The sequence below is a fragment of the Microbacterium sp. NPDC077391 genome, assembly GCF_040686955.1.
Lineage (GTDB): Bacteria > Actinomycetota > Actinomycetes > Actinomycetales > Microbacteriaceae > Microbacterium > Microbacterium commune.
The window spans coordinates 377,762-404,028 of the sequence record NZ_JBFBMI010000003.1; the positions used below are offsets into that span (position 1 = coordinate 377,762).

Here is a 26,267-nt window from a genome sequence, read left to right on the forward strand (position 1 = left end):
GCGAATGTTCCCGGTAACATCCAGACGCAGGACGCAACGCATCCCGCAATCACCCGAGGGCCGCACGGCCCACCCTCCGGGCAGCGCCCCGGTCTCTCAAGGAGGAGAACTATGTCTGCAAAGAAGCACATCCGCGCGGTACTCGGCTTTGCGGCCGTCGGTGCGCTCGCGCTCGGCCTGACCGCCTGCGGCGGCGCCGACGAGAACGGCACGTCCGACGCAGGCGCATCGGGCGACCTCGTGGAGGTCGGCTTCGTGGCGGTCGGCCCCGAGGGCGGCTGGCGTCAGGCGAACGAGCAGGACATCAAGGACACGTTCACCGAGGATGCCGGCTACAAGCTCAGCTACGCGCCCGCAGCCAACCTCGATCAGAAGTCGCAGATCGACAGCTTCACCGCTTTCGTCGACCAGGGCGTCGACGTCATCCTGCTCTCGGCCACCGAGGCCACGGGCTGGGAGGACTCGCTCAAGCTGGCGCAGGAGGCCGAGATCCCGGTCATCCTGCTCGACCGCGGCATCGAGCCCGAGGACGACAGCCTGTACGTCACCCGCATCGCGCCCGACAACGTCGAGGTCGCCAAGGAGGTCGGCGAGTGGGCTGCCTCGGCCTTCCCCGACGGCGGAAACTACGTCGTCCTCGAGGGCCCGGCCGGTGTCGGCGTGGTCAACGAGCGCAACGAGGGCTTCGAAGAGGGCCTCGGCGACTCCGCGCTGAACAAGGTCGACGCGCAGACCGCGAACTGGTCGACCGAAGAGGGCAAGAGCGTGCTCGAGACGATGCTCAAGGCCAACGGCAACGACATCCAGTTCGTCTTCGCGCAGAACGACGAGATGGGCCTCGGCGCCGCACAGGCCGCTGAGGAGGCGGGCCTCGTCGTCGGTCAGGACATCAAGATCGCCACGATCGACGGCACCAAGAACGCCATCCAGGCGCTCGCAGACGGAAAGCTCAGCTACGTGCACGAGTACAACCCGCTCTTCGGCGAGACCGCTCTGGACGTCGTGAAGAAGGCACTCGACGGCGAGGACGTGGACTCGTACATCATCGTCCCCAGCGAGGCCTTCGACTCGGCAGACGCGGCCAAGGCCGTGCTCGCCGACCGCAAGTACTGATCGGAGAGCCGGGTGGCGCGCAGCGCGCCACCCGGCATCCGTCACCACAGACTGAGAGACAGCGATGACCGAAGAACTGCCCATCGTGCAGATGCGCGGCATCTCGATCGAGTTCCCGGGTGTGAAAGCCCTGGACGACGTCGAGTTCCGGCTCTTCCCCGGCGAGGTGCACGCCCTGATGGGCGAGAACGGCGCCGGCAAGTCCACCCTCATCAAGGCGCTCACCGGCGTCTACCGGATCGACTCCGGCTCGATCGTGGTCGCAGGCCAGGAACGGCAGTTCAGCGGCACCGGCGACGCGCAGAGCGCGGGGATCTCGACGGTGTACCAGGAGGTGAACCTGACGCCCAACCTCAGCATCGGCGAGAACGTCATGCTCGGCCACGAGATCCGCGGGCCGTTCGGAGTGGACTGGCGCGCGACGCATCGCGCGGCCACCGAGGCGCTCGGCAGGCTGGGACTGTCGCACCTCGACACCCACAAGCCGCTCTCCACCCTCTCGATCGCCGTGCAGCAGCTCGTCGCGATCAGTCGTGCGATGGCGGTCAAGGCCAAGGTGCTCATCCTCGACGAGCCGACCTCCAGCCTCGACGCGGCCGAGGTCGAGGGCCTGTTCACCGTGATGCGCACGCTGCGCGATCAGGGAGTCGCGATCCTCTTCGTGTCGCACTTCCTCGACCAGATCTACGCCATCAGCGACCGCCTCACGGTGCTGCGCAACGGACGGTACGAGGGCGAGTACCTCACGCGCGACCTGAACCGCCACGCGCTGATCTCGAAGATGATCGGCAAGGACCTCGACGCGCTCACATCGCTCGGCGGCAACCGCCGCACCGAAGCGCGCCATGCCGACGAGAAGCCGCTGCTGTCGGCATCCGGCATCGCCCGCCGCGGCTCCGTCGAGCCGACCGACCTCGACATCCGCCCCGGTGAGGTGGTCGGCTTCGCCGGCCTGCTCGGCTCGGGTCGCACCGAACTCGCCCGCCTGCTCTACGGCGCCGACCGGGCCGACCAGGGCACCATCCAGCTGCACGGTCGCGACATCGAGCTCCGCTCGCCCGCGGACGGACTCGACGCGCGCATCGCGTTCTCGACCGAGAACCGGCGCGACGAGGGAATCATCGGCGACCTCACCGTGCGCGAGAACATCATCCTGGCCGTGCAGGCCGAGCGCGGGTGGGCTCGACCGCTGCCGCGGAAGGAGCAGGATGCCATCGTCGAGAAGTACATCGCCGAGCTGAACGTGCGTCCCGCAGATCCGAACCGCATGATCAAGAACCTCTCCGGCGGCAACCAGCAGAAGGTGCTGCTCGGGCGGTGGCTCGCCACCAAGCCGGAGCTGCTGATCCTCGACGAGCCGACCCGCGGAATCGATGTGGGCGCGAAAGCCGAGATCCAGGAGGCCGTCGCCGCTCTCGCGGAGGACGGGGTGGCGGTCGTGTTCGTCTCGTCGGAGCTGGAGGAGGTCGTCCGCCTCTCCGAGCGCATCGTCGTGCTGAAGGACCACGAGAAGATCGGGGAGATCCAGAACGGCCCCGAGGTCAACGCCCAGCAGATCGTGGACGTCATCGCCGCGCACGGAACCGACGTCGCGGCTGCCACACTCGACGAGGCCGAGGGCGCCCTGCCCGACAGCATCCCCGCATCGACCGCAGAGGAGGGGGCGCGATGAAGAACGCGACCACCGTCTGGCGAGACCTGATCCACAAGCCGTTCTTCTGGGGCATCATCGCGATCGTCGCGCTGCTGCTGCTGAACGTGCTGAAGGATCCCGGCTATCTCGCCCTGACCGTCAACCCGAACAACGGCCACCTCGTGGGCAACGTGATCGACATCCTGCGCCAGGCCGCGCCGATCATGATGATCGCCATCGGCATGTCGCTTGTGATCGCCACGGCGGGCATCGACCTGTCGGTCGGCTCGCTCATGGCGGTCGCCGGGGCCGTGTCGATGGAGTTCCTGCGCAGCACCGACGGCACCTCGGCCGGCTCCGCCCTGGCGGCGGTCGGGCTGTCGCTGGCGATCACCGCGCTGCTGGGTGCCGTGAACGGCGTGCTCGTCGCCTACGTCGGGCTGCAGCCGTTCATCGCCACACTCGTGCTGATGCTCGCCGGGCGCGGAATCGCGAAGGTCATCACCGGCGGCCAGAACACCGCGGCCAGCAACGACACCTACCGCTGGATCGCCAACGGCTACGTCGTCGGCATCCCCGTCGTGTTCCTGCTCGCCGTCGCGATCGTGATCGCCGTCGCCTGGGTGGTGCGCCGCAGCGCCCTGGGACTGATGATCGAGGCGATCGGCATCAACCCGCGAGCCAGCCGCATGGCGGGCATCAAGCCGAAGGGCCTGCTGCTGACCGCGTACATCCTCAGCGGCGTCCTCGCCGGCATCGCCGGCGTGATGTCGGTGGGAAGCGTGATGACCGTCGACATCTCGCGGACCGGCTACCAGCTCGAGCTCGACGCCATCCTCGCCGTCGTCATCGGCGGCGCCTCCCTGATGGGCGGGAAGTTCTCGCTGTCAGGGGCGTTCGTGGGCGCCCTGCTCATCGCCACGCTCGACAAGACGGTGCTCTTCCTCGGCGTCTCGTCGTCGGCGACCCCCGCCTTCAAGGCGACGGTGATCATCGTCATCTGCCTGCTGCAGTCCGAGCGCGTGCGCGCCTGGTTCCGGCGCCGTCGCACCCCGGCCTCCCCTCCGAGCGCCGAGACGTCCGAGATGAAGGAGGTGGCGGCATGAGCACCATGACCGCGACACCCGCCGCGCCCGCCCGCGCGAGCCTCGCCGCGCGCGTGGGACGCACGATCACCGCGAACCCGTCGATCCTGCCGACCATCGCCTCGGTCGTCATCTTCGTCGCCATGATCGTCTACGGCGAGATCGCCTACGGGCGCATCGTGCAGGCGAGCACCCTGTCGAACCTGCTCATCAACAACGCGCACCTGATCGTGCTGGCCGTCGCGCTGACCTTCGTGATCCTCACCGGCGGCATCGACCTGTCGGTCGGGTCGATCATCGCGTTCTCGTCGGTCGCCGGCGTCATGCTCGCGGGTGCGGGATGGCCTCCGCTGCTCGTGGTGGTCGCGATGATCGCCATGGGCGCGGCCTTCGGGCTGTGCTCGGGGCTGCTCATCAGGTACTTCAACGTGCAGCCGTTCATCGCGACGCTCGCGATGATGTTCCTCGGCCGCGGCCTGGCATCCCTGCTGAGCACGAAGCCTCAGCGCCTCGCCGAGGACTCCCCGATCCGGTGGATCGGCGAGAAGATCAAGGTCATCGACGGACCGAAGGTCAACGACCTCACCATCACGCCTGCGGTGATCGTCGCCGTCGTCGTGGTCGCCGCCGCGTTCTTCGTGCTGCACCGCACCCGGACCGGTCGCACCGTGTACGCGATCGGAGGATCCGAGAGCTCCGCGCTGCTGATGGGCCTGCCCGTGCACCGCAGCAAGGTTCTGGTGTACGTGATCAGCGGCACGCTCGCCGGCGTCGCTGCCGTGCTCTACACGGCGCGCCTGGGCACGGCTCAGAACATCACCGGCATCGGGTGGGAGCTCGACGCGATCGCCGCAGCCGTCATCGGCGGCACGGTGCTCACCGGCGCGTACGGATACGTGCTCGGCTCAGTGGTCGGTGCGCTCGTGCTCGGACTGATGACCGTGCTGATCACCCGCGACGGCGGCATCCCGCCCGAGATGACCACGATCATCACCGGCGGCATCCTGCTCGTCTTCGTCCTGCTGCAGCGCGCGGTGATCCGAAAGAAGGAGTGAGAGATCTGAGCCGCGAGGGCCGCCCCCTGGGGCGGATGTCGGCGCAACGGACGGTTGTCGGCAGAATCGGGAGATCCGCGCCGGCATCCGTCCACCGTGCCGACATCCGTTCGGGGGAGGAGTTCGCCGGCCGAGCCGTACACTCGGGACGGTGAGCGACGTGGATGCGATGGGCAGGCGGCCGGTCGGCGTCCGCGAGGTCGCGGCTCGTGCCGGTGTCTCCCGCCAGACGGTGTCGCGGGTGCTCAACGAGCATCCGGAGGTCGCCGCAGACACCCGCGAGCGCGTGCTCGCCGCGATGGCCGAGCTGGGCTATCGCGTCAACAATGCGGCCAGGGCACTCGGCACCCGGCGCTCGCGCACACTCGGCGTGCTGGCATCCGACGCGCTGCAGTACGGCCCGTCACGCAGCCTGGCGGCGATCGAGGCGAGGGCTCGCGGTGCCGGGTACTGGGTCAGTGCGGCCTTCGCGGATGCCGGTGACGCGGCCGCGGTGGTCGCCGCGGTGCAGCATCTCGTGTCGCAGGGCGTCGAGGGCATCGTCGTCGTCGCGCCGCACGCGCGGACGCTGGACGCGCTGGATGCCCTGCAGATCGGCGTGCCGATCGTCACGCTGCACGCCTCGGGGCGAGGCATGCGAGGGCTCTCGGTCGACCAGGCGGCCGGCGCGCGTCTCGCCGTCGCCGCACTCGCCGATGCGGGCCACACGCGCATCGCGCACCTGGCCGGTCCTGCGGACTGGCTCGAGGCCGAGTCGCGGGCTGAGGGCTACGCGCAGGAGCTCGCCGCCCGCGGAATGCCGGACGGGCCGGTGATCGTGGGGGACTGGTCCGCCGCCTCCGGACGCGCGGCCGCGGCGGCGGTGCGCGAGCTCGGCGTGACGGCCGTCTTCAGCGCGAACGACCAGATGGCCCTCGGCCTGATCACCGGCCTGCGCGAAGCCGGGCTCGACGTGCCGCGCGACGTGAGCGTGGTGGGCTTCGACGACGTGCCGGATGCAGAGCACTACTGGCCGCCGCTGACCACCGTTCGGCAGGACTTCGACGAACTCGCTCGTCGTGCGGTGGCCGCGGTGATCGGCGAGGCGGCGGCGCCGCGCGACCCCGTGCGGCCCGTGCTGTGCGCGAGGGCGTCGATCGCGCCCGTCCGGGCCGGGCGTCCGCACTGACCGTCGCGCGTGGCCATCGGTGCTGTTGACCGAAGCGGCACGGTCGTGACAGACTTTCCGTGACCGGTCACAGTGGCCGGTACTCCCCGTCGACCCGCCGAGGTACCCGTGAGCAACGAAGCCCCCTTCACCCCCGAGGTGGAAGCCGCCATCCAGCTGGTGCGCGCTGACGTCGCGCGACTGCATGCAGAACTCGTCCGCTACGGGCTCGTGGTGTGGACCGGCGGCAACGTCTCGGGCCGGGTGCCCGGTGCCGACCTGTTCGTGATCAAGCCGAGCGGCGTCTCGTACGACGACCTGGCCCCCGAGAACATGATCCTCTGCGACCTCGACGGCAACGTCATCCCCGGCAGCGAGGGCAGCGACCGGTCGCCGTCGAGCGACACCGCCGCGCACGCCTACGTGTACCGGAACATGCCCGAGGTGGGGGGTGTGGTGCACACGCACTCGACCTATGCTGTCGCCTGGGCCGCGCGCGGCGAGGAGATCCCCTGCGTGATCACGGCCATGGCCGACGAGTTCGGCGGTCCGATCCCGGTCGGCCCGTTCGCGATCATCGGCGACGACTCGATCGGCCGCGGCATCGTCGACACCCTCACCGGTCACCGCTCGCGCGCCGTGCTGATGCAGAACCACGGGCCGTTCACGATCGGTGTCGACGCGAAGGATGCCGTGAAGGCGGCCGTCATGGTCGAGGACGTGGCCCGCACGGTGCACCACGCACGCGAGGCGGGACCGCTGATCCCTATCCCGCAGGAGGCGATCGACGCCCTCTTCGACCGATACCAGAACGTGTACGGCCAGAGCTCGGACGCACGTCGATGAGCGCCACGGCAGAGACCATCCGCTCCGGCCGAACGGCTCTGGGCATCGAGCTCGGATCGACGCGCATCAAGGCGTGCCTCATCGACGCCGACACCCACGAGGTGCTCGCCACCGGATTCCACGACTGGGAGAACAGGTTCGAAGACCGGCTGTGGACCTACTCGCTCGACGCCGTGTGGACGGGGCTGCAGGAGGCCTATGCGGGCCTCGTCGCCGACGCGCACGACCGCTACGGCATCCGGCCAGACACCTTCGGCGCGATCGGCGTCTCGGCCATGATGCACGGGTATCTGCCGTTCGACCGCTCCGGCGAGCTGCTCGTGCCGTTCCGCACGTGGCGCAACACGAACACGGGCGTCGCGGCGCAGGAGCTGACCGACCTGCTCGGCGTGAACATCCCGCTGCGCTGGTCGATCGCCCACCTTCGCCAGGCGCAGCTCGACGCCGAGCCGCACGTCGGCGACGTGCGCTTCTTCACCACGCTCGCCGGATACGTGCACTGGCAGCTCACCGGCCGACGCGTGCTGGGCGTGGGCGATGCGTCGGGAATGTTCCCGATCGACTCGACCACGCGCGACTACGACCAGGCGCTCATCGAGCGCTACGACGCGCACACCGGCGGTGACCTGCGCGCGATGCTGCCCGAGGCGCTCGTGGCCGGTCATGAGGCCGGGTCGCTGACGGCCGCGGGCGCGGCACTGCTCGATCCCACGGGGACGCTGCAGCCTGGCATCCCGTTCTGCCCGCCGGAAGGCGACGCCGGCACGGGCATGGTCGCGACGAACGCCGTCTCGCCGCGCACGGGCAACGTGAGCGCCGGCACCTCCATCTTCGCGATGGTGGTTCTCGAGCGCCCGCTCGCCGAGGTGCACCACGAACTCGACCTGGTGACCACCCCGGCGGGTGACGCGGTCGCGATGGTGCACTGCAACAACGGCGCCAGCGAGCTGGCGGCCTGGGTGGGCATGTTCGCCCGGTTCGCCGAGGCATCCGGCATGCCTCGATCGGCGGACGCCGTCTTCGAGACGCTGTTCCGGGAGGCGCTCGACGGCGAACCCGACGCCGGGGGCCTGCTCGCGTACAACCATCTCGCCGGCGAGCCGATCGCCGGCACCGACGAAGGTCGGCCGCTGTTCGTGCGCACGCCCGACAGCCGGTTCACGCTCGCCAACGTCATGCGCGCCCAGCTCTACGGCGTGTTCGGCACGCTCGCCCTCGGCATGCAGGTGCTCGCGGACGAGGGCGTGACGATCGAGCGGATGTTCGCGCACGGCGGCATCTTCCGCACCGCCGGGGTCGCGCAGCGCTTCCTCGCCGGAGCGCTGAACGCGCCGGTCGCCGTCGGAGACACCGCCTCCGAAGGCGGCGCCTGGGGCATCGCCGTGCTCGCGGCCTTCCTCACAGCCGACCGATCGCTGGCCGACCACCTCGCCGACCGGGTCTTCGCCGACGCCGGCGTCCGCATCGCCGAGCCGCTGCCCGACGACGTCGCCGGGTACGCCGCGTACCTCGACCGCTACCGGGCCGGCCTCGCTGTCGAAGCCGCCGCGGTCGCCGCCCTCTGAACCCACGATCAGCCTGAACCGCCCGACCGGGCCGACACGCAAGGAACTCCCATGACCCGCACCCCGCTCACCACCACCCTCGACGAGTACGAGGTCTGGTTCCTGACCGGCAGCCAGCACCTCTACGGCCCCGAGACGCTCGCGCAGGTCGCCGAGCAGTCGCAGCAGATCGCCCGCACGCTCGACGAGTCCGCCGAGGTGCCCGTGAAGATCGTCTGGAAGCCGGTGCTCACCGACTCGGCGTCGATCCGCCGCATCGCGCTCGAGGCCAACGCCGATGACCGGGTGATCGGCCTGGTGGCCTGGATGCACACGTTCAGCCCCGCCAAGATGTGGATCGCGGGTCTCGACGCGCTGCAGAAGCCGCTCGCGCACCTGCACACGCAGGCGAACGTCGAGCTGCCGTGGGCCGACATCGACTTCGACTTCATGAACCTCAACCAGGCCGCGCACGGCGACCGCGAGTTCGGGTACATCCAGACCCGTCTGGGCGTGCCGCGCAAGACGATCGTCGGGCACGCCTCCGACCCGCGCCTGCGTCAGGAGCTCGCGACCTGGCAGCGCGCGGCCGCCGGCCTCGCCGCCGCCCGCTCGCTGAAGCTCGCCCGGTTCGGCGACAACATGCGCTTCGTCGCCGTCACCGAGGGCGACAAGACCGAGGCCGAGCTGCGCTTCGGCGTGCAGGTGAACACGTGGGGCGTGAACGACCTGGCGGATGCCGTGGCCGCCGCCTCGCCGAGCGACGTCGACGCCCTGGTCGCCGAGTACGAGGAGCTGTACGAGGTCGCGCCCGAGCTGCGTCGCGGCGGCGAGCGCCACCAGTCGCTGCGCGACGGGGCCGCCATCGAGATCGGGCTGCGCTCGTTCCTCGAGGAGGGCGGCTTCGGCGCCTTCACCACGTCGTTCGAAGACCTCGGCGAGCTGAAGCAGCTGCCCGGCCTCGCCGTGCAGCGCCTGATGGCCGAGGGCTACGGGTTCGGCGCCGAGGGCGACTGGAAGACCGCGATCCTCGTGCGCGTGGCGAACGTGATGGGCGCCGGTCTGCCCGGCGGTGCCAGCCTCATGGAGGACTACACCTACGACATGACGCCCGGCGACGAGCTGATCCTCGGCGCGCACATGCTCGAGGTCTCGCCCTCGCTGACCACCGCCAAGCCGACGCTCGAGATCCACCCGCTCGGGATCGGCGGCAAGGACGACCCGGTGCGCCTGGTCTTCACGGCCGACCCCGGCCCCGCCGTGGTCGTCGCGCTGAGCGACATGCGCGACCGTTTCCGTCTCACCGCGAACGTCGTCGAGAACGTCGAGCCGCGCGCCGCCCTGCCGAACCTCCCGGTGGGGCGTGCGGTGTGGAAGCCGGCACCCGACTTCACCACCAGCGCCGCCGCCTGGCTGACCGCCGGTGCCGCCCACCACACGGTCATGTCGACCGCGGTCGGCATCGAGGCGTTCCGCGACTTCGCCGAGATGGCCGAGGTCGAGCTGCTCGTCATCGACGAGTCGACGACGCTGCCCGCATTCCAGAACCAGGTGCGCTGGAACGCGGCGTACCACCGCCTGGCGCAGGGCCTGTGATGCTGCCGGCATCCGGCCGTCAGCTCGCGATCGCCGGCCACGGCTACGAGGCGACGATCGCGAGCGTCGGCGCCACCCTGCGCACGCTCACGCACGAAGGACGCGACCTCGTCGTGCCGTTCGACGCCGACCAGGTGCGACCGAACTACCGCGGCGCGACGCTGGCGCCGTGGCCGAACCGGGTCGTCGACGGCCGGTACTCGTTCGCCGGCGCACCGCACCAGCTGTCGCTCACCGAGCCGTCTCGCGGGCACGCCCTGCACGGTCTGGCGGCCTGGCTGGAGTTCGCCGATCAGGTCGTCGAGCCCGACCGGGTCGTACTGACCGCGGTGATCGAGCCGCAGCTCGGCTACCCGTTCCGTGTGCAGGTCGACGTGGAGTACCGCGTCGCCGCAGACGGGCTCACCCAGGTCGTCACTGGGCGCAACCTCGGGGCGGATGCCGCACCCTGGGGCACCGGACCGCACCCGTACCTGGTCGCCGATCGGTCGTCGCGCTCTGCCGTCGATTCGTGGACGCTGGCGCTGCCGGCATCCGAGGTGCTCACCGTGACCGACGACCGACTGAACCCGATCGCCGTCGAGTCGGTCGATCGGCATCCGCAGTGGGACTTCCGCACGCCGCGCACGATCGGCGACACGTTCATCGATCACGCCTTCACGGGCCTGCGCCGCGCAGACGGGCTGACCGCCGTCGAGCTGCGCTCACCCGACGGCGGCGGCACGGCCATGGTCTGGGACGACGCGTGCCCCTGGGTGCAGATCCACACCGCCGACACCCCCGCCGACGAGACGACGCATCGGATCGGCCTGGCGGTCGAGCCGATGACGTGCGCGCCTGACGCCTTCAACTCCGGCGCCGGCCTCGTGGTGATCGCCCCGGGCGACGAGCACACGGCCTCCTGGACGATTCGCGCCCTCTGACCGTTCGGCCGACGCCGTGCGGCCGACGCCGTGCGGCCGACGCCGTGCGGCCGACGCCGTGCGGCGGATGCCGTGAGAAACCACATCCGGCATGAGACACCACGCGCGAACGTGAGTCTCATGCCGGATCTGGTTTGTCGGCGCGCCGGCTCCGCCGACTAGGGCAGCCGGGCGGCATATTGGGAGCGGATGCCCGAGATCGGCCCGCCCGCGATCGCGGGGGCGTCGGCGTCGGCCGCCCACTCCGGACGGGAGCCGGTCAGGGCCCAGGCGGCCTGCGCGCAGGCGCCGAGCGCGACGTACTCCTGAGGCTCGGGCACGACCACGGGCACGTCGAAGACCTCGGCGGCGATCCGCTGCACCGCGGTGCTCTGGGCCGCGCCGCCGGTCAGCAGCACGCGGTCGACCTCGACGCCCTGCCGGCGGATCGCGTCGAGCCCCTCTGCCAGACCGCACAGCACGCCCTCGATCGCCGCGCGCGCGAGGTTCTCGCGAGTCGTGCTCGCCAAGGTCATGCCGAAGAGAGTGGCGGTGGCATCCGGACGGTTGGGGGTGCGTTCACCCTCGAACCAGGGCTGCAGCACGAGCCCGCCCGCGCCGGGGACGGCGGCGAGAGCCAGGTCGCTGAGCTCGTCGTGGTTCACGCCGAGCAGGGCCGCTGTGGCATCCATCACCCGCGCGGCGTTCAGCGTCGCGATCAGCGGCAGCCACCCGCCCGCGGCGTCGGCGAACCCGGCGACCGCGCCCGACGCATCGCGCACCGGGGTGTCGGTCACGGCGAAGACGGTGCCCGACGTGCCGATCGAGACCACCGCGTCGCCCTGCCGTGCACCGACCCCGAGGGCGGCACCCGCGTTGTCGCCGGCTCCCGGCGCGACGCGGCGCCCGTCGGGGTCGGAGACGTGCTCGTGCGGCTGCAGCACGCGCGGAAGCACGATCTGTGCGGCGTCGCGGCGCAGCGCGTGCGCAAGGATCTCGCGGTCGTAGCCGTCCGCACCCCAGTACCCCGTCCCGCTGGCGTCGGAGCGGTCGGTGATCAGCTCGTCGAGCCGAGCGTCCTGCCCCTCCGTCACGGGGCCGAAGCCCCGCAGCCGCCAGGTCAGCCAATCATGGGGGAGCGCAACGGCCGCGATGCGCGCCGCCGCGCTCGGCTCGTGGTCGGCCATCCAGCGCAGCTTCGTCACGGTGAACGACGCCACCGGCACGACTCCGGTGCGCTGCGCGAGATGCTCGGACCCCAGCTCGGCCACGAGATCGGCGGCGGCGCCTGCGGATCTCGTGTCGTTCCACAGCAGCGCGGCCCGGATCACCTCGCCGCCCGAGTCGAGGGCGACGAGCCCGTGCTGCTGGCCGGCGATCGACCAGGCGCTGATGTCATCCATTCCACCGGCGTCTGCGAGGGCCCGCTGCAGGGCATCCCACCACGCCTCGGGATCGACCTCGGTGCCGTCGGGGTGGGACGCGCGGCCGGTGCGCAGCACGGCGCCCGTCACGGCATCCCGCACCACGACCTTGCAGGACTGGGTCGACGAGTCGACCCCCAACACGAGTGCCATCACGGCATCCTTCCGTCAGATCCCTCGGCGCGGGGGAGGAGTCGGCTCAGCGGGCGCCCATCAGGTGCTCGGTGGCCAGCTGCTGCAGGCGCACGAACCCGAAGCCGTGACCGCCCAGGTACGCCGCCGAGTCGAAGTCCTCGAACGCGCTGCGGTCGGCGAGCAGGTCGTCGTACGACTCGCCCTCGCCGAGGGTGGGCTGCGCGAGCTCGGCGACCTTCGCGGCGGCAAGGGCCTCCTGCACCTCCGGGTCGGCGCGGAAGGCCTCTGCACGCTGCTTGAGCAGCAGGTACATGCGCATGTTCGCGGCGGCCGAATCCCACACGCCCGTCTCGTCTTCGGTGCGGCTCGGCTTGTAGTCGAAGTGGCGGGGGCCGTCGTAGGCGGCACCGCCGTTCGGGCCGCCGTGCTCGAGCAGGTCGACGAGCGAGAACGCGTTGTTCAGGTCGCCGTGCCCGAAGACGAGGTCCTGGTCGTACTTGATGCCGCGCTGGCCGTTCAGGTCGATGTGGAAGAGCTTGCCGTGGTACAGCGCCTGGGCGATACCGGCCGTGAAGTTCAGGCCCGCCATCTGCTCGTGACCGACCTCGGGGTTCAGGCCCACCAGCTCGGGGCGCTCGAGCGAGTCGATGAAGGCGATCGCGTGGCCGAGCGTGGGCAGCAGGATGTCGCCGCGGGGCTCGTTGGGCTTCGGCTCGATCGCGAAGCGGATGTCGTAGCCCTTGTCGGTGACGTAGTCGCCGAGCAGGTTGACGGCCTCGCGGTAGCGCTCGAGCGCGGCCTGGATGTCCTTCGCGGAGTCGTACTCGGCGCCCTCGCGGCCGCCCCACATGACGAAGGTCGATGCCCCCAGCTCGGCGGCGAGATCGATGTTGCGCAGCACCTTGCGCAGGGCGAAGCGACGCACCTGACGGTCGTTGGAGGTGAACCCGCCGTCCTTGAACACGGGGGCGCTGAACAGGTTGGTGGTGACCATCGGCACGATGAGGCCGGTCGCGTCCAGCGCGCCCTTCAGCCGGTCGATCTGCTTCTGCCGCTCGGCGTCGGTCGATCCGAAGGCGAACAGGTCGTCGTCGTGGAAGGTGAGGCCGTACGCGCCGAGCTCGTCGAGCTTCTCGACCGCGTGCACGACGTCGAGCGCCGGTCGGGTCGGCCCGCCGAACGGGTCGGTGCCGTTGTAGCCGATGGTCCAGAGCCCGAACGAGAATCGGTCGGCCTTGGTGGGGGAGAGAGACATGTGATCCGCCTTCAGCGACGTCGGTAAAATGTTGTAGTGGCGAACATATCAACGGGATGCCGAAGAAGCAATGCCGCGTCCGGTTCGGCGCGCGACGGATCTCAGCGCGCCGGAGTGGCGGTGGATGCTCGCACGACGAGCTCGGCCGGCAGCCGCACGTCCTCCTGGGCGTCGCCGTCGAGCATCGCGAGCAGCACGCGCACGGCGATCGCGCCCATCTCGTGCAGCGGCTGGCGCACCGTGGTGAGCTGCGGCTCGTGCGAGGCGGCTTCGGGCACGTCGTCGAATCCCACCACCGACAGATCGTGCGGCACGCGCACGCCGCGCTCGGCGGCGACGCGCATCATCTCGATCGCGGACTGATCGTTGGCCGCGAAGACGCCTGTCGGCGGATCGGCGAGGTCGAGCAGCTGGTGGGCGCCGGCGGTGGAGTCGGCGGTGCGGTAGCCGCCGTCGACGACGAGAGCCGGATCGAATCGGATGCCGGCGTCGTGCAGAGCGCGCCGGTACCCCTCCTCGCGCTGGTGTGCGGACTCGAGGTCGGTGCGCCCGCGCAGATGCCCGATGCGCCGATGCCCGAGGTGGATCAGGTGCTCGACCGCAGCCCGGGCGCCATCGTGGTTGTGCACGCTCACCGTCGACGTGCCCTGGGCTCCTGTGTGCGGGTCCACCGCCACGATCGGCACCGAGGCGTGGGCGGGTGTCGTGGTCGGGGTGACGATGATGGCCCCGTCGATGAGTGTTCCCCCGAGCCGGGAAAGCGACCGCCGCTCCCAGCCCAGATGCTCGCCGGCCGATACGCTGCCGGCGTAGGCGAGAACGTCGTAGCGGGTGTTCTGCAGGGCGGTCGACACTCCCTGCAGCAGCTGCACGGCGAACGGCTCGAACTCGGCGACCAGCACCCCGATCACGTTCGTCTGCTGCCGCCGCATCGAAGTCGCCACGAGAGAGCTCGCGTAGCCCAGCTCCTCGACGACGCTCATCACGTGGGTGAGCGTCGCGGAGCTGACGCCGTCGCGACCGTTGATCGCCTTCGAGACGGTGGCCACCGACACGCCGGCGGCCTTCGCGACATCGTGGATCGTGGTGCGTGCGGCCATGGGTCGAGCCTACCGAGCGAAAACGATATCGATAACGATTGACATGACCGATCGCAGGTGTCAGAGTGATGCAGACGAGATTGGGTGCCGTTGGCAACAAATCGCCTCGCCCCGCCACTCAACGATGAGGAGACACAGCATGAAGATCCGGAAGACCTGGCTCGCGGCGGCGGCCGTCGTGGCCGTAGGAGCGCTCGGCCTGAGCGGCTGCTCGGGCGCGAGCGGCGGCGACGGCAGCGGCGAGACGCTGACCATGTGGCACAACTCCACCACCGGCGACGGCAAGCAGTACTGGGAGGATGCCGCGGCCGCGTTCGAGAAGGAGAACAAGGGCGTGACGATCAAGGTCACGTCGATCCAGAACGAGGACATGGACGGCAAGCTGCAGACCGCCGTCAACTCCGGTGACATGCCCGACATCTTCATGGCTCGCGGTGGTGGCAAGCTGGCCGACATCGTCAGCGCCGACAAGGTGAAGGACCTCACCGACCTCATCGACGACGACGTCAAGAAGGCCATGGGAGAAGCCCCGTTCGGAGCGTTCACCATCGACGGCAAGATCTACGGCATGCCCAGCGCCGTTCTCCCCGGCGGCATGTTCTACAGCAAGGACCTCTTCGAGCAGGCGGGCATCACGTCCGAGCCCACCACCTTCGACGAGCTGAACGACGCCGTGACGAAGCTCAAGGGCGCGGGCATCGAGCCGATCGCCCTCGGCGCCAAGGCGGCGTGGCCGGCAGCGCACTGGTACTACTTCTTCGCGGTGCGCGCCTGCGACCAGGGCGTGATCGAGAACCTCGTGACCGACGCCGACTTCGCCAACCCGTGCTGGCTGGAGGCGGCGAAGAACCTTCAGGAATTCGCCGGCACCGAGCCGTTCAACCGCGGGTTCCTGACCACCTCGCCCCAGGAGGGCGCGAACTCGTCGGCCGGTCTGCTGGCCAACCACAAGGCGGCCATGGAGCTCATGGGCGCATGGGACGTGGGCGTGATCGCCAGCCTTACGCCCGACGAGAAGCCGCTGCCCGATCTCGGCTGGTTCCCCTTCCCCGAGGTCGAGGGCGGAGACGGCGGAGCCGGCGCCATGATGGGCGGCGTCGACGGCTACTCCTGCGCCAAGGACTCGCCTGCCTCGTGCGAGAAGTTCCTGAACTTCGTCTCGTCGAAGGAGTGGCAGGAGAAGTACGCCGTCGCGTTCCAGACCGTCCCCGCTTCGCAGGAGGCCACCGGCGCGGTCACCGATCCCTCGCTGAAGCCGCTCATGGAGGCGTATCAGAACGCCCCGTACGTCGCTCTCTGGCTCGACACCGCGCTCGGCCAGAACGTCGGCAACGCGCTGAACACCAGCGTCGTCGAGATGCTGGCGGGTCAGGGCAGCCCCGAGAAGCTCGTCGACACAGTCGCCAAGGCGCAGGCGCGAGGCTGACCGGACCATGCACGACACCCAGGCACTGCAGCGCACCACGGTGCCTGAGAAGGACGCGGTCTCCGGGGCGGGCTCGACGCCCGCCCCGGAGCGGCGACCGCGGAGGGCCGATTGGCGCAAGCGCGGCGAGATAGCGCTCCTCTCGGGCCCCGCTCTGATCATGTTCCTCGGCTTCGTCATCCTGCCGGTGGCGATGGCCGCGTTCTACGGCTTCTTCAAGTGGAACGGCTTCGGCTGGCCCACCGAGTTCATCGGGCTCGACAACTACGTCATGATCTGGCAGGACGACACGTTCCGCCAGGCCGTCCTGCACAACGGGATCATCCTGGTGCTCTCGCTGGTGCTGCAGGGCCCCATCGCGATCCTGTTCGCGCTGCTGATGAACCAGAAGATCCGCGGACGCTCGATCATCCGCATCCTGATCTTCGTCCCCTACGTCATCTCCGAGGTGATCGTCGGCATCGGCTGGAGCCTGATGCTGCAGGATGCCGGAGCCCTGAACTCCCTGCTCGAGAAGTGGGGCCTGGGCGACTTCCAGCAGTCATGGATCGCCGACCCGGCGATCGCGATGACGTCGCTGATGATCATCATCACCTGGAAGTACCTCGGGTTCGCCGTCATCCTCATGCTGGCGGGGATGCAGTCCATCCCCGAGGAGCTCTACGAGGCGGCCGCCATCGACGGCGCCGGCTTCTGGAAGACCCAGTGGGCGATCACCGTCCCGCTGCTGGGACCGACGATCCGGATCTGGGCGTTCCTGTCGATCATCGGGTCGCTGCAGCTCTTCGACCTGGTCAACATCATCTGGGGCCAGTACATCGCCGCCACCGCGGGCACGTCCACGATGGCCACCTACATGTACCAGAACGGCCATCTGGCCGGCAGCTACGGCTTCGGGAACGCCGTCGCCGTGATGCTGTTCATCATCACGCTCATCGTCGCGCTCCTCTATCAGCGCTTCGTCCTGCGCCGCGACACCGAGGGCGCACTGACCGGCGACGGCGGAAGGAAGCGCAAGTGAGTGCCGACAGCCTGAACACACGGGTCGCCATCCAGGCGATCACGTCCAAGGGTCCGCGCCGCGTGCGCGAGTCCGGCGTCAAGTGGGGCAGCCCCGCGGTCTACCTGGTCGCGCTGGTGCTGATTGCCATCTGCATCACCCCGGTGCTGTACATCATCATCGGCGGGTTCCGCACGAACTCGCAGATCACCCTCGACCCGTCCGGTCTCCCCGCGCCCTGGCAGTTCGCCAACTACGGCGACGTGCTGGCCAGTTCGGAGTTCTGGGTCGCGATGATGAACTCCACCATCTCGGCGGTGGGCACCACCGCGGGCGCGGTGCTTCTCGGTCTCATGGCCAGCTACGTGATCGCCCGCTACGACTTCGGCGGACGCGGGCTGATGTACTCGCTGTTCGCCGCCGGGCTGATGTTCCCGGTGACCGTCGCGATCACCCCGCTGTACATCCTCATCCGCAACCTCGGACTGGTGAACAGCCTGGCCGGCATCATCCTGCCGCAGATCGCCTTCGCCCTGCCGATGACCATCATCATCCTCGTCCCGTTCCTGCGCGCCATCCCGAAGGAGCTCGAGGAGGCCGCGTCGATCGACGGCGCGTCGCGGCTGGGCTTCTTCTGGCGCATGGTGCTGCCGCTGAGCCTTCCGGGCGTCATCACCGTCGGCATCCTGGCCTTCGTGGGCGCGTGGAACGGCTACATGCTGCCGCTGTTCATCCTCAGCGACCAGAGCCTGTTCACCCTGCCGCTGGGTGTGCAGAACTTCGCCTCCCAGTACTCGGTCGACACCGCCCGGGTACTGGCCTACACCTCGCTGTCGATGCTGCCCGCACTGGTCTTCTTCAGCCTGTTCGAGCGCCGCATCGTCGGCGGACTGACCGGAGCCGTGAAGGGCTGACATGTTCGATCGCACCTCGGGCACGCCGACCACCGTGCCCGCCTTCCCCACCGCCTCGCCGCGCGTCGCCGAGCTGCTCGCGCAGATGACCCTCGATGAGAAGGCCGCGCAGCTCGTCGGCTACTGGCTCGACCAGGGCGGCGACGTGGTGGCGCCGATGCAGAACGAGATGGCCTCGGCCGGCTCGTCGAGCACCCTGAGCGAGATCACCCGCGACGGGATCGGGCACTACACCCGGGTGTACGGCACCCGCCCCGTCGATCCCGCGGAACGGGCGGCGTGGCTGTGGGACGAGCAGCGCCGGCTGCGGCGCGAGACGCGCCTGGGCATCCCCGCGATCGTGCACGAGGAGTGCCTCACGGGCCTTGCGGCGTGGAAGGCCGCGACGTTCCCCACGCCGCTCGCCTGGGGCGCCTCGTTCGACCCCGAGGCGGTCGCCGAGATGGGCGCGCTGATCGGGCGGTCGATGCGCGAGCTCGGCATCCACCAGGGGCTCGCGCCGGTGCTCGACGTCGTGCGCGATGCGAGATGGGGGCGCGTCGACGAGTGCATCGGCGAGGACCCGTACCTCGTCGGTACCATCGGCACCGCCTACGTGCAGGGGCTGCAGTCGCAGGGAGTGCACGCCACGCTGAAGCACTTCCTCGGGTACTCGGGTTCGCGCGCCGGGCGCAACCATGCCCCTGTCTCGGCCGGGCCGCGCGAGGTCGCCGACGTCTTCCTGCCGCCGTTCGAGATGGCGATCCGCGACGGTGGTGCGCGCGGGGTCATGAACAGCTACTCCGAGATCGACGGCGTACCGGTTGCATCCGACCCCGCACTGCTCACCGACCTCCTTCGCGACGAGCTCGGCTTCGACGGGGTGGTCGTCGCCGACTACTTCGCCGTCGCTTTCCTGGAGGTCATGCACGCCGTCGCGCGTGACCGGGGCGAGGCGGCCGAGCTGGCGCTGAAGGCCGGCATCGACGTCGAACTGCCGTCCGGCGACGCCTACCTCGCCCCGCTGATCGAGCGCGTGCGCGCAGGAGAGCTCGACGAGGCCTACCTCGATCGGGCGGTCATCCGCGTCCTGTCGCAGAAGGAGGAGCTCGGACTGCTCGATCCAGCCGCCTTCGACGACGACCCGCCCGCAGTCGTCGACCTCGACACAGCCGAGCACCGAGCGGTCGCGCTGCGCCTGGCCGCCGAGTCGATCGTGCTGCTGTCGAACGACGGCGTCCTCCCGCTGGCCGATCGCCGCGCCCGGATCGCGCTGATCGGGCCCAACGCCGACCGCACCGACGCGCTGCAGGGCTGCTACTCCTTCGCCAACCACGTGCTCGCCCACCACCCCGACCACGAGATCGGGTTCGAGATCCCTACGGTCCGCGAGGCGCTCGACGCGGCGATGCCGGATGCCGAGATCGTGCACTCCGCGGGATGCGAGGTGGAGGGCGCCGACCGCTCCGGATTCGACGATGCCGCGCGGGCCGCGGCCGACGCCGATCTGGCCATCGTCGTGGTCGGCGATCAGGCGGGTCTGTTCGGGCGGGGCACCGTCGGCGAGGGCAACGACGTGCAGTCGCTCGACCTCCCGGGCGTGCAGCGCGAGCTCGTCGAACGGGTCGTCCAGACCGGCACGCCGGTCATCATGGTGCTGCTCACCGGCCGTCCCTACGCGATCGAGTGGGCGCTGGAAGGCGCCGTGCGACCGGCCGCGGTGCTGCAGTCGTTCTTCCCTGGCGAAGCCGGAGGGACGGCGCTGGCACAGGTGCTGACGGGAGACGTGACGCCGTCGGGGCGGATGCCGGTGAGCCTGCCCCGCTTCTCGGGCGCGCAGCCGTACAGCTACCTGCATCCCATCCTCGGCGGCCCCTCGGAGGTGACCGCCACCGACCCCACGCCGCTGCGGCCGTTCGGGTTCGGCCTGTCGTACACGACCTTCGTCTACGACGACCTGAAGGTGCCCGCCGAGGCGAGTACCGACGGCCGCTTCACCGCGTCGGTCACCGTGACCAACACGGGCGACCTGCCCGGCGACGAGATCGTTCAGCTGTACGGCCGAGACGTCGCGGCATCCGTCACCCGCCCTGTCACGCAGCTGCTCGGCTACGTGCGGGTGGCGCTCGATCCGGGCGAGAGCCGTCGGGTGAGCTTCGACGTGCCCGCCGGTCGCTTCGCCTTCACCGACCGCACCCTCACCCGCGTCGTCGAACCGGGGGAGGTGCTGGTCTGGGCGGCGGCCCATGCCGCGGCAACCGCTCCCGCAGCCGATCTCGCCGGCACGACCGGCGGCGCGATCTCGAACGAGCGCACCCGCGAGCAGGTGGTGCTGCCCGGCGCGGCCACGACGCCGAGCCGCATGGTGCTCACCGGAGACGTGCACCGGGTGACTGGCGCGGACCGCCGTGTCGTGACCGTCGAGATGTCGCCGGGCGTGCTGGCATGACCGCCACCAACCCCGTGCTGCCCGGCTGCCATCCCGACCCGTCGGTGTGCCGGGTGGGGGAGTGGTACTATCTCGTCACCTCGACGTTCGAGTACCTTCCCGGCCTGCCGGTTATGCGCTCGCGCGATCTGGTGCGGTGGGAGACGATCGGCCACGTCATCGACCGCCCAGGGATGCTCGACTTCGATGGGATCCGTTCGTCGGGTGGTCTGTACGCGCCCACGATCCGTCACGGTCTCGGCCTGTTCTGGGTGGTGTGCACACTCGTCGACCCTGCCGATCCGAGCCGAGGAGGCAACTTCGTCGTCACCGCCGAGCATCCGCAGGGCCCGTGGAGCGACCCGGTGATGCTGGATGTCGACGGGATCGACCCGTCTCTGGCCTTCGACGACGACGGACGCGTGTGGATGCACGGCACGCGCCTCGCGCGCGATCCGGAGTGGTACCACCAGACCGAGGTCTGGGTGCGGGAGTACTCTCCCGCGCAGCACGCGCTGATCGGTGACGAGCACGTGATCTGGCGAGGGGCCGTGCACGGTGCGGTGTGGGCGGAGGGCCCGCACCTGTACCCGATCGACGGCGAGTGGTATCTCGTCGCAGCCGAGGGCGGCACCGAATTCCATCACGCAGTGAGTGTGGCCAGGGCCGCCGCGGCGACCGGTCCCTATCACGGCAATAAGGCGAATCCCGTCTTCACGCACCGTCATCTCGGCCGCCGTACGGACGTGATCGGGGCGGGGCACGCCGACCTCGTGCAGGCGCCGGACGGCTCGTGGCAGGCGTTGATGCTCGCGATGCGCGCGGCCGACGGGCACCACTACCCGCTGGGGCGCGAGACGTTCCTCTGCCCGGTCGAATGGCAGGACGGCTGGCCCGTCTTCGCCCCCGGGGAGGGGCGGCTGCCGCACGCGATCGCGGCGCCCTGGGCGACGGGGACCGCCCTCGATGGAAGCTGGCAGCCGGACGATCGTCGAGCGGGCGCCGTGCTCCCGCAGGATTCGCGATGGACGGCGCTGCGCGCGCTGCCGGCTGAGATCGCCAGGGCCGACGGCGACATCTGGCGGATGCCGGTGCGATCGGCGACGCTGCGGGACGCGACGAAGGTGGCGTTCCTGGGCATCCGGCAGCAGCACGCCGACGCCGACGTGCGGTGCGTGCTGGATGTCGGAGGGCTGGCCGACGGCGAGAGCGGTGCGCTGGTTGTGCGTCAGTCCGAGCAGGACCATGCCGCCGCCGTCGTCACGCGAACGCCGGCGGGCACAGTGCTGAGCGTCGTGCACGTGCGCGGCGGCGACGAGCACGTGCTCGCCGAGAAGAGGCTGCCCGACCGCGTGCAGATCGAGTTGCGCCTTCGTGCCCGCGGATACGATCTCGAGTTCGTGCATGACGGCCTTGCGGTCGCGACCGTCGATGCGCGGCAGCTCGACGCCTCGTCGACCGGCGGCTTCCTGGGACTGTGGCTGGGCGCGTGCGCGAGCAGCGGGGCCAGTGATCCCCGGGGAGAGCTGGCGATCATGACCTTCGAATACGCGCCGGTCGGCGACGAGGAGTGAAGGTGCAGCGCGCTCCTCGGTAGCCTGGGGATCCACGGCGGCAGAAAGCGAACCAAGCATGAGCGAACGCGCCACAACGGTCGAAGGCGTTCGGCGCACCAACCTCGGCGAGGTGCTGCGACTGGTGCACCACAGCGGACCCCGTTCTCGCGCGGTGATCACCGCAGAGACCGGCCTCAACCGATCGACTGTCTCCGACCTCGTCGCGCGTCTCGCCGAGGCTGGGCTCGTCGACGAGCACGATCCCGATCCCACTCGACGGGTCGGGCGTCCCTCGCCGATCGTCGCGCCGAGCCGTGATGTGGTGGCCATCGGGATCAACCCCGAGATCGACGCGATCGAGATCGGGGCGGTGTCGCTCGGAGGCGCGGTGCGCCGGCGTGAGCGCATCGCGGTCACGCGTCCCGACGTCGACGGGGTGATCGATGTGGTCACCGCCGTGATCGACGCATGGCGTGCCGACCTGGCCGGATGCCGTGTCGTGGGAGCGGGCGTCGCCGTGCCCGGTCTGGTGCGCATCGCCGATGGCATCGTGCGCCTCGCTCCGCACCTCGACTGGAGGGATGCCGAGATCGCCGGCCCTCTCGCCGATGCGCTGCGGCTGCCCGTCGCCGTCGGCAACGACGCGTCGTACGGAGCACGGGCCGAGCGGCTGTTCGGAGCGGCTCGCGAACACGCTGACGTGGTGTACCTCAACGGCGGCGCCAGCGGCATCGGCGGCGGGCTGATCCTGCACGGTCAGCTGATCGGCGGTGCGGGCGGATACGCCGGGGAGTGGGGCCAGACGGCTGCGTGCATCGCGGATGCCAGAGATCGACGCGTCGACGACGGCGTGCTCGAGGACGAGGTCAACCGCGCGCGTCTGCTGGCGTCGACAGGCCTGGGCTGGGCCGACGACGACGAGCTCGCCCGCGCGCTCGGCGACAGCGCCGGAGTGCAGGCGCGCGAGGAGGCGGCGAGGCAGCGCCGGATCCTGGCCGCTACGCTCCGCAATGCCGTCAACGTGCTCAACCCGTCGATGATCGTCCTGGGCGGTTTCCTCGCCGTGCTCCGGGACCTCGATCGCGAATCCTTCGACGACGCCGTGCGGGCGCAGGCGCTCGCCGCCTCCGCGGAGAACCTGCAGCTGGCATCCGCCGCGCTCGGTGCAGACCGCCTGCTCATCGGCGCCGCGGACGCCGCCTTCGATCGGCTGCTCGCCGACCCGCTGGCACCCGACCCCGTGCTCACCGAGTGAAGAGCTTGTTCGGTGACCCCCGGCCCTCGAGGGGGCAGGATGGACGCATGAGCAGCGAAGCCGTGATCGTCGATGTCGTCCGCACCCCTGTCGGGCGCGGCAAGCCGGGCGGGATGCTGTCCGGCGTGCACCCGGTCGATCTCGCCGCCGGCGTGCTGCAGGCGATCCTCGACCGCAGCGGCCTCGAATCCGGGCAGATCGACGACGTGATGCTCGGCTGCGTGAGCCAGGTCGGTGATCAGGCCATGAACATCGCCCGGCAGGCTGTGCTCGCCGCAGGCTTCGACGAGACGGTGCCGGCGACCACCATCGACCGGCAGTGCGGCTCGAGCCAGCAGGCGGTGCAGTTCGCCGCCGCCGGAATCGCTGCGGGCGAGAGCGACATCGTCATCGTCGGCGGGGTGGAGTCGATGAGCCGCGTGCCGCTGGGTGCATCCGCGGTCGGCGGCTCGCCCATGTCGCCGCGACTGCGTGCACGCTACCCCGAGGGGCTCGTGAATCAGGGCGTCAGTGCCGAGCTCATCGCGCGGCGCTGGGCGCTCGACCGCGATCGGCTCGACGCGTTCGCGGCCGAGTCGCACGCGCGCGCCGCAAGCGCCTGGCGCGACGGCTTCTTCGACCGCACCGTGGTCGCCGTGCCGGAGGCTCCGGATGCCCGGTTCGATGAGACCGTGCGTGAGGGGACGACTGCCGAGAAGCTGGCGGGGCTGCCGGCCTCCTTCCGCACCGACGCGCTCGCCGCGCGGTTTCCGGACCTGGACTGGTCGATCACGCCGGGCAACTCCTCACCCCTCACCGACGGGGCATCCGCGGCGCTGATGATGAGCGCCGATCGTGCCGAGCAGCTCGGTCTCACCCCGCGTGCCCGCTTCCGGGCCTTCGACGTGATCGGCGACGACCCGATGCTCATGCTCACCGGACCGATCCCCGCCACGCGTCGGGTTCTCGAGCGTGCCGACCTCACGATCGACGACCTCGACGCCTACGAGGTCAACGAGGCCTTCGCCTCGGTGCCGCTCGCCTGGGCCGCCGAACTGGGTGCCGACCCGGCCAAGCTCAACCCGCGCGGTGGTGCGATCGCCCTCGGGCACGCGCTCGGCTCCTCGGGCACCCGCCTGCTCGGCACGCTGCTCGACCACCTGGAGGCCACCGGGGGACGCCTCGGGCTGCAGACCATGTGTGAGGGCGGCGGCATGGCGAACGCTCTCATCCTCGAGCGCCTCTGATCGGGGATGGCCCCCGACCTTCCCCCCGACTTCGGCCGCGGCTCTTGAGAAGGCGTGCGGGCCTCTCCACAATCGGGATCAGCCGCCGCTGGGGTGGCGCCGGGGGCGGTTCGCCGCGCTCGGCACGACGATCCGCTCGCGGATCGGGAATCGGAGGCAGATATGCGCACTTCTCGCGCGCTCGCCGCGGTCGGGGCCGCGGCAGCGCTCATCCTCGTGGTGCCGACAGCGGCGTCGGCGGCCGATCGGACGCCGGTGCTGGAGGAATGGTCCTCGCAGCTCGCGGCACCGTTCAGCCTGGCGGTGGAGGGGCACCGGGTGCTCGTCGCGGACGGCGGCACCGGAACGGTCGGGCAGCTGCAGCCCGATGGCGACATCGCGCCGATCGTCGAAGGCGTCCCGGGGCTGGCAGGTCTCGCCGTGCGCGGGGCGTGGCTCGCGTACGGATCATCCGTCGAGGACGGTTCGTCAGAACCGCCGGTGATCACCGAGAGCGGATTGAACGTGCGCAGCCCGGGCGGTCAGACCACGTATATCGACCTGCGCGCCTACGAGATGACGAACAATCCGGATTCCGCCAGCAGCTACGGCGTGACCGACCCCGCGAGCTGCGCGGCGGGCACCGCCTACAGCGGGCTGCTGGATTCGCACGTCTACGGAGTGGCCTCGTGGCGCAACGGGTGGCTGGTGGCGGATGCCGCAGCCAACGCAGTGTACGAGGTGACCGCGAAGGGAGCGATCCGCACCGTCGCTGTGCTGCCGCCGGTGCCCGTGACACTGACCGCTGAGACGGCGGGGATGCTGGGCCTGGGCGATTGCGCCGTCGGCGACGTGTACTACGCCGAGCCGGTGCCGACGGGCGTCGCAGTCGGCCCTGGCGGCGCCATCTACGTCACCACGCTTCCCGGTTTTCCCGGCGAGTCCGCGTCGCTCGGAGCGCTGTGGCGGATCGACAGCCGCACCGATGCGGTGATGCAGGTCGCCTCTGGCTTCTCCGGACCCACCAGCCTGTCCATCGCCGCGAACCGGGTGTACATCGCGGAGCTGTTCGGCGGGCAGATCTCGGTGGTCGATCGCGGCACGGTCGCCCCGTTCGCCGCCCTGCCCGGCGCAGTCGGAGTCGCGGCATCCGGCAACGGCACGGTCTGGGCGTCCACGCTCGACTTCGCCGGTGGGCCGGGGACGCTGGTGAGCATCGCCAAGGGCAAGGTGAAGGTGCAGGCCCACATCCGCCGCTGACGATCGCATCACGTTGCGCCGCCACGCTGCGCAGCGCGTACGGCAATGCACGAAGAGACCCCCGCCGACCCGATTCGGCGGGGGTCTCGCGGTCTGCGACCGCGGTGGGAGCGGCTCGCTCACCACGGCGCGGCGGTGGCAGGCACCCGATCCGGTCACGCTCTGTCGCCGCGCACAGTCAGTTGTACGCGGCGCAGGTGACATCGAGGTGAACGGCGCCCCAATCCTCGGGGCGCACCCGCCCTCTCGCCCTGCCCCCGCTCTTTTGTCCCCGCCCCCCTTGCCCCCGCCCCCCGGCGAGACTTGCGTTCCCGCACGAGACAGGGCTTCAGAACGCCGGTCTCATGCTGGAAGACAAGTCTCGCGGGGTGGGTCGGGGTGACCGGGAGGCGTCGGGTACCGGCACCAG

20 protein-coding genes are annotated in these 26,267 nt (G+C 70.3%); 17 read left to right on the forward strand and 3 right to left on the reverse strand.

Annotation, left to right across the window (positions count from 1 at the left end):
* Positions 1-111: 111 nt before the first annotated feature.
* The 9 genes from AB0O65_RS09990 to AB0O65_RS10030 all read left to right on the forward strand — a co-directional run bounded on the left by AB0O65_RS09990 (position 112) and on the right by AB0O65_RS10030 (position 10,942).
* Positions 112-1,113, forward strand: a complete 1,002-nt coding sequence (locus AB0O65_RS09990) for a substrate-binding domain-containing protein (protein ID WP_363384653.1) — start codon at positions 112-114, stop codon at positions 1,111-1,113.
* A 64-nt stretch (positions 1,114-1,177) separates the two neighbouring features.
* Positions 1,178-2,785 carry a sugar ABC transporter ATP-binding protein gene (locus tag AB0O65_RS09995; protein WP_363384656.1) on the forward strand — a complete coding sequence of 536 codons (1,608 nt, stop codon included), beginning with the start codon at positions 1,178-1,180 and terminating at the stop codon, positions 2,783-2,785.
* Positions 2,782-3,852 carry an ABC transporter permease gene (locus tag AB0O65_RS10000; RefSeq protein ID WP_191712613.1) on the forward strand — a complete coding sequence of 357 codons (1,071 nt, stop codon included), beginning with the start codon at positions 2,782-2,784 and terminating at the stop codon, positions 3,850-3,852. Before AB0O65_RS09995 ends, AB0O65_RS10000 begins: the two co-directional genes overlap by 4 nt.
* Positions 3,849-4,886 carry a sugar ABC transporter permease gene (locus AB0O65_RS10005; RefSeq protein ID WP_363384659.1) on the forward strand — a complete coding sequence of 346 codons (1,038 nt, stop codon included), beginning with the start codon at positions 3,849-3,851 and terminating at the stop codon, positions 4,884-4,886. Before AB0O65_RS10000 ends, AB0O65_RS10005 begins: the two co-directional genes overlap by 4 nt.
* A 151-nt stretch (positions 4,887-5,037) precedes the next feature.
* On the forward strand, positions 5,038-6,054 hold the full coding sequence (locus AB0O65_RS10010; protein ID WP_313479637.1) for a LacI family DNA-binding transcriptional regulator: 1,017 nt from the start codon (positions 5,038-5,040) through the stop codon (positions 6,052-6,054).
* 108 nt (positions 6,055-6,162) lie between these two features.
* The gene (locus AB0O65_RS10015) at positions 6,163-6,879 is read left to right on the forward strand and encodes an L-ribulose-5-phosphate 4-epimerase (protein ID WP_313479639.1); all 717 of its coding nucleotides are present in this window, start codon (positions 6,163-6,165) and stop codon (positions 6,877-6,879) included.
* Positions 6,876-8,444, forward strand: a complete 1,569-nt coding sequence (locus tag AB0O65_RS10020) for an FGGY-family carbohydrate kinase (RefSeq protein ID WP_313479642.1) — start codon at positions 6,876-6,878, stop codon at positions 8,442-8,444. The genes AB0O65_RS10015 and AB0O65_RS10020 overlap by 4 nt, the downstream gene beginning before the upstream one ends.
* Positions 8,445-8,495: 51 nt before the next feature.
* On the forward strand, positions 8,496-10,019 hold the full coding sequence (araA, locus tag AB0O65_RS10025) for an L-arabinose isomerase (protein ID WP_313357853.1): 1,524 nt from the start codon (positions 8,496-8,498) through the stop codon (positions 10,017-10,019).
* Complete coding sequence (locus AB0O65_RS10030; protein ID WP_191712618.1) at positions 10,019-10,942, forward strand: aldose 1-epimerase family protein; 924 nt, start codon at positions 10,019-10,021, stop codon at positions 10,940-10,942. Before araA ends, AB0O65_RS10030 begins: the two co-directional genes overlap by 1 nt.
* 158 nt (positions 10,943-11,100) lie before the next feature.
* On the opposite strand, the gene xylB is transcribed toward AB0O65_RS10030, so the two are convergent.
* From xylB to AB0O65_RS10045, 3 genes are all read right to left on the reverse strand, one after another.
* Positions 11,101-12,498 carry a xylulokinase gene (gene xylB, locus AB0O65_RS10035; protein WP_363384665.1) on the reverse strand — a complete coding sequence of 466 codons (1,398 nt, stop codon included), beginning with the start codon at positions 12,496-12,498 and terminating at the stop codon, positions 11,101-11,103.
* A 46-nt stretch (positions 12,499-12,544) separates the two neighbouring features.
* Positions 12,545-13,735: a xylose isomerase gene (gene xylA, locus AB0O65_RS10040; protein ID WP_363384668.1), complete on the reverse strand. Its 1,191-nt coding sequence runs from the start codon at positions 13,733-13,735 to the stop codon at positions 12,545-12,547.
* A 101-nt stretch (positions 13,736-13,836) separates the two neighbouring features.
* Positions 13,837-14,835 (reverse strand): LacI family DNA-binding transcriptional regulator, encoded by a 999-nt coding sequence (locus AB0O65_RS10045; RefSeq protein WP_363384671.1) that lies wholly within the window; start codon positions 14,833-14,835, stop codon positions 13,837-13,839.
* 139 nt (positions 14,836-14,974) lie between these two features.
* Here AB0O65_RS10045 and AB0O65_RS10050 point away from each other — a divergent pair, with 139 nt between their 5' ends.
* The 8 genes from AB0O65_RS10050 (at position 14,975) to AB0O65_RS10085 (ending at position 25,858) form a co-directional block, all read left to right on the forward strand.
* Entirely contained in the window at positions 14,975-16,261 is a 1,287-nt protein-coding gene (locus AB0O65_RS10050; protein WP_363384674.1) for an extracellular solute-binding protein, read from the forward strand.
* A gap of 7 nt (positions 16,262-16,268) precedes the next feature.
* Positions 16,269-17,282, forward strand: a complete 1,014-nt coding sequence (locus AB0O65_RS10055) for a sugar ABC transporter permease (protein ID WP_099196162.1) — start codon at positions 16,269-16,271, stop codon at positions 17,280-17,282.
* Between the two features lie 29 nt (positions 17,283-17,311).
* Positions 17,312-18,175 (forward strand): carbohydrate ABC transporter permease, encoded by an 864-nt coding sequence (locus AB0O65_RS10060; RefSeq protein ID WP_363384965.1) that lies wholly within the window; start codon positions 17,312-17,314, stop codon positions 18,173-18,175.
* 1 nt (position 18,176) lies between these two features.
* On the forward strand, positions 18,177-20,603 hold the full coding sequence (locus tag AB0O65_RS10065; RefSeq protein WP_363384677.1) for a glycoside hydrolase family 3 N-terminal domain-containing protein: 2,427 nt from the start codon (positions 18,177-18,179) through the stop codon (positions 20,601-20,603).
* Positions 20,600-22,156, forward strand: a complete 1,557-nt coding sequence (locus tag AB0O65_RS10070; protein ID WP_363384680.1) for a family 43 glycosylhydrolase — start codon at positions 20,600-20,602, stop codon at positions 22,154-22,156. The genes AB0O65_RS10065 and AB0O65_RS10070 overlap by 4 nt, the downstream gene beginning before the upstream one ends.
* A 58-nt stretch (positions 22,157-22,214) precedes the next feature.
* Positions 22,215-23,393, forward strand: coding sequence for an ROK family transcriptional regulator (locus AB0O65_RS10075; RefSeq protein ID WP_099196159.1), 1,179 nt, complete (start codon positions 22,215-22,217; stop codon positions 23,391-23,393).
* 47 nt (positions 23,394-23,440) lie between these two features.
* Positions 23,441-24,619, forward strand: coding sequence for a thiolase family protein (locus AB0O65_RS10080; RefSeq protein WP_363384685.1), 1,179 nt, complete (start codon positions 23,441-23,443; stop codon positions 24,617-24,619).
* 162 nt (positions 24,620-24,781) lie between these two features.
* Complete coding sequence (locus AB0O65_RS10085) at positions 24,782-25,858, forward strand: ScyD/ScyE family protein (RefSeq protein ID WP_363384688.1); 1,077 nt, start codon at positions 24,782-24,784, stop codon at positions 25,856-25,858.
* Positions 25,859-26,267: the final 409 nt, after the last annotated feature.